This window comes from Sporosarcina koreensis, from assembly GCF_001531445.1.
Taxonomy (GTDB): Bacteria; Bacillota; Bacilli; order Bacillales_A; family Planococcaceae; genus Sporosarcina; species Sporosarcina koreensis_C.
Genome location: NZ_LQYA01000089.1, coordinates 1 through 4,166, shown reverse-complemented (window position 1 = coordinate 4,166; position 4,166 = coordinate 1). Strand labels below are relative to the sequence as shown.

The following is a 4,166-nucleotide window of genomic DNA, read 5'->3' as shown; positions in this document are numbered from 1 at the left end:
TCTCGCTTGCTGCTATAGGGATATTGGGAGTCGGACCATAATAGTAACACCTTCGATTGTTCACTTAACAAGTGTTTATTCGAAGGTGTTTTTGCATGGTGTTATAGGATGAAGATGACTAGTAGGGGGGATTGGGGTGAGCAACATAATCTTGATCCAGCATTGCCAATCGGAGCATCAGGTAAATACTAAGTCAGGAGGTTGTACAGATACTCCTCTAACTGAGTTGGGTAGAAAACAAGCAGAAATGATTGGGAAGAAATAAAAGGTTTGGTAGAGAAAATAGATTTCATCCTGTATTCATCTGACTTATTGAGAGTCACAAACAGCGGAGATCGTTGGGCAAGACCACTGCAAGAAAATCGGATTTGATTTATATTATCGCGAATTTCAAGCTGGTGAGAGTTTTATAGTAGGATCTGCAGTTGGTAGATATAACAGCTTGCGACATTGTTTATTATCATTCGGTTGAAAACTTGAAAGATCACTTAAATGCCAACTCGATGTTAAAAATAAAAAATGCTAGTAACTATTAAAAGAGGGATTTCATATGCGTGAAGACGGTAAAACATTAGATTTAGTGGAATTTGATAAACAAGATGTCTTAGGTTTAATAGAACTTTCTGCATCAGTTGGTTGGGATTATGATGAACACGAAATTAGAACTGTTATGTCGTCCGGTAAAATATATGGACATAAAAATGCTGTGGGGAAAATTGTTTCAAGTGCAGCAATAATACCTTATGATACTGAATTAGCTTCAGTTGGCATGGTAATTGTAAATGAAGAATATCGAGGTTTAGGCTTAGGGAAAAAAACTACACAGAAATGCATAAACAGTGTTTCTCAAAATACTTCAATAATGTTAATTTCAACTATAGATGGTCGACCTTTATATGAAAGTTTGGGGTTTAATGTTGTCGATCATGTGCATAAGTATTTAAGTGATAATTATATTCCGACTGAATTGTTTATTCATCGAGTAATAACTATAGAAGAGTACTGTGAAAATGATATTGAGGAAATTATTGAACTAGATTCAGCTGCTTTTGGTGATAAGAGAAGAAAATTTCTTCTTAACAGGATCAATCAATCAAAAAAATGTTTGGTAGTTAGAGATCTAAAGGGAAAAATAATTGGTTTTGCGTTATCCATCTTAGGCCCAATTAATCTATTGGTAGGACCTATTGTAGCACCAGATCCACAAACCGCTGCTTTACTAATAGATGGGTTGGTTCGTAATTATCAAGGAAGGATAAGAATTGATGTGCCATCAAATAATGAAGAGTTAATGTTATTCTTAGAGAAAAGTGGATTTAGAGAAGTTAGTAATCCTCCATTAATGATAAAGAATTCCAGTAAAATGCCATATAGAAATAAAAAGTTATTTGCTATTGCTGCGCAAATCTTTGGTTAAGGATAGCAAAGGAGAACTTATATGAAGGGAAAATCATTTGTTCTCATCGTACTTCTTGTGTCCCTGTTATCTGCATGCCTAATGAACAAGGATGACATAACATTTGTTGGAGAAGGTGAGAATTGGTTAGCTGAAGTAACCGTTCTTCAAATGAATGGAGAAGAAAATTATCAAATTCGGCTTGAGTACAAAAGAATTAACTCAGAGGAAATTGACACTTTTCGGTATTATGTAGAATCAAAAAATAATGGAGTAGTAGATTTCGGTGCGAATAATGCTACGTTAAATCAAGAAGGCTTATATCACCGCAAATCATTAAGTTCTAATAGTCCCTCCACGAGTGCTAACGATGAGTTAGTTATAAAAGTGGAATGGAACGATACAAGCGAAAGTTTTGAGTTAAGAAATAAGTGATGATATGTGTATAGTTTACGAGGAAGAAAAATAGTGGAAATCTCTTCTCTCTATAAGCATCTAGTTTACAAGAAAAGGGGAAACAAATACATGGCGATTTACTACAAAGAAATGGGAGAGGGCTTTCCAATCGTCATGTTGCACGGTTGGTCGCTTGATCATCAAGTGATGTTTCATGCGATGGAGCCGTTATTCGAGAAACGTAGCGGTTGGAAGAGGATATATATAGACTTGCCAGGAATGGGGCAATCCAAGTCACATCCTTCTATTAAGAATTCTGATGATATTTTAGAAGCGGTAGTACGTCTGTTGGACGAGATTATCCCTGGTCAACCGTTTGTTGTTTGCGGTAACTCATATGGCGGTTATATTGCGAGAGGGATAGTCCGTTTACGGCAGGATCAGGTTCATGGATTACTGCTGATGGCACCAATGACGATACCCGAATTTGATGAAAGGGAAGTACCCAAGCAGTCTGTTCTAAAAAGAGATAGCAACTTGATATCGGAATTGTCTACAGAGGATGCTGAAGCGTTTTGCGCCATGGGGGTAGTGCAAGGTAAGACTGAATGGGAGAGGTTTCGAAATGAAATTTTACTTCCTTCTAAACAAACAAACTATGAATTCACAAACGAAATTCGTCAAAATGGATATGGCTTTACCTTCGATATTTCTACTGAATTTGAGCATCCTACGCTAATTATTACAGGACGTCAGGACAATGTTGTCGGATACAACGATGCGTGGCGACTAATTGAAGATTACCCCAGAGCAACTTTTGCCGTGCTTGATATGGCTGGTCACAACTTACAGATCGAACAAACAGATGTATTCAACGCATTGGTTCTTAACTGGTTAGATAGACTTGATGATTGATGAGCGGGTGAAAACTTGCCTGAAAGTAGTAATTATCTTTAAAGAAGATTGCTAATCTCAAATATAGACGTTTAAGACTATGCTCAAGTAAATGTTTTGATAGAGGAGATAGAATAATGAAAAAGAGAAAAGTGGGAATTTTACTTTTTGATTTTGTCGATGTTTTAGATTTTGCTGGTCCAGCCGAAGTATTATCATTAACAGCTAATAATAAAGCTGAGCAAGCATTTACCCTTTACAAAAAGAATTTGTTGCCCACGAGACCTTTTGAAGTATTAACTATTACAGACACTGGAACTCAAATAGAAACCCATTCAGGGATAAAGATAGTACCTGATTTTAGTATTGATAATTGTCCTGAACTAGATATTCTAATAATTCCAGGTGGACCATTAAGGGCAGTCCAATCAGTTGTTAAAAACCGAAAAATAAGAGATTGGATTCTTACACATAGCAGTATTGAATATATATGCTCAGTTTGTACGGGAGCATATATATTAGGAGAAACAGGTTTGTTGGATGGAAAGAAGGCAACGACTCACCATTTAGCATTAAAAGTATTACAAGAAAAATATCCAGATATTCATGTGGTATCAGACAGCAAAGTTGTACATGATAGCAATCTGATAACTTCTGGAGGAGTTTCTTCTGGAATTAACATGGCATTATATCTCGTTGAGCAAATTATGGGGAAAACTACTGCTGAAAGAACCGCTAAAACTATTGAATTTGTCCAATAAATTATTTTGCTAATGGGGTAGAGGAGTTAACAAGGAACAATCGGTATCCTACATAAAACTGATCATTGCTTACGCTTTTGCGTGGTGCATTGAGTATAGTAAATAAATGTACTTGGAGATCTCTCTTTCATAAAAACAGACTACAATACAAATGAGGTGGAAAAAGAAATGCATGTTGCTGAAAAAACGCAAACAAACAGTAAATCGGTAATTTCGTTAACTTTTGGTGTGCTTTCAATCCTACTGCCCTATTTAGGTTTCATACTTGGTGTGATAGGAGTTGTAGTTTCGAGGAAAGCGACAAAAGAAATTGAGAGAACTAATGAAAGTGGCGGTGCTTTAGCTACTTCCGGGTTAATTTGCAGTATAGTTGGGATTGTCATTCAAACATTTGCGATAGTGGCTATTATCGCTTTCTTTTCTCTAACTACTGTAAGTTAGTTCAGGGGCTGAAGCTAGAGAAGACCAAATGCTTGTGCTTGCAATGATGATTGATCACAAAAAACAGTTCAGGAAATTGAATTAAAAGAGGAATCCCGAGAAGTGATCATAAATCTCGTGAAGTGATCATAAGTCCTGGTAAGTGATTAAAAATCCTAGCAAGTGATCTTCAATCGACATCCTGTGTCCAAAGTAAGTCACCCTGCGTCCAAAGCAAGCCATTTCACGTCCAAAGTAAGTCACCCTGCGTCCAAAGCAAGCCATTTACCGTCCAAAGC

The 4,166-nt window shown here is 36.6% G+C and carries 6 protein-coding genes; all 6 read left to right on the top strand.

Annotation, left to right across the window (positions count from 1 at the left end; genetic code table 11):
• The first annotated feature begins 136 nt into the window (after positions 1-136).
• The 6 genes from AWV70_RS25340 (at position 137) to AWV70_RS11200 (ending at position 3,888) form a co-directional block, all read left to right on the top strand.
• Positions 137-265, top strand: a complete 129-nt coding sequence (locus AWV70_RS25340; protein WP_160327653.1) for a phosphoglycerate mutase family protein — start codon at positions 137-139, stop codon at positions 263-265.
• A 285-nt stretch (positions 266-550) separates the two neighbouring features.
• A complete protein-coding gene (locus tag AWV70_RS11220; RefSeq protein WP_060207087.1) occupies positions 551-1,417 on the top strand; it encodes a GNAT family N-acetyltransferase in 867 nt (288 codons plus the stop codon).
• A 21-nt stretch (positions 1,418-1,438) separates the two neighbouring features.
• A complete protein-coding gene (locus tag AWV70_RS11215; protein ID WP_060207085.1) occupies positions 1,439-1,831 on the top strand; it encodes a hypothetical protein in 393 nt (130 codons plus the stop codon).
• A 90-nt stretch (positions 1,832-1,921) separates the two neighbouring features.
• A complete protein-coding gene (locus tag AWV70_RS11210; protein ID WP_060207083.1) occupies positions 1,922-2,707 on the top strand; it encodes an alpha/beta fold hydrolase in 786 nt (261 codons plus the stop codon).
• 116 nt (positions 2,708-2,823) lie between these two features.
• Complete coding sequence (locus AWV70_RS11205) at positions 2,824-3,447, top strand: DJ-1/PfpI family protein (protein WP_060207081.1); 624 nt, start codon at positions 2,824-2,826, stop codon at positions 3,445-3,447.
• A gap of 168 nt (positions 3,448-3,615) precedes the next feature.
• Entirely contained in the window at positions 3,616-3,888 is a 273-nt protein-coding gene (locus AWV70_RS11200) for a DUF4190 domain-containing protein (RefSeq protein ID WP_060207079.1), read from the top strand.
• Positions 3,889-4,166 lie beyond the last annotated feature (278 nt).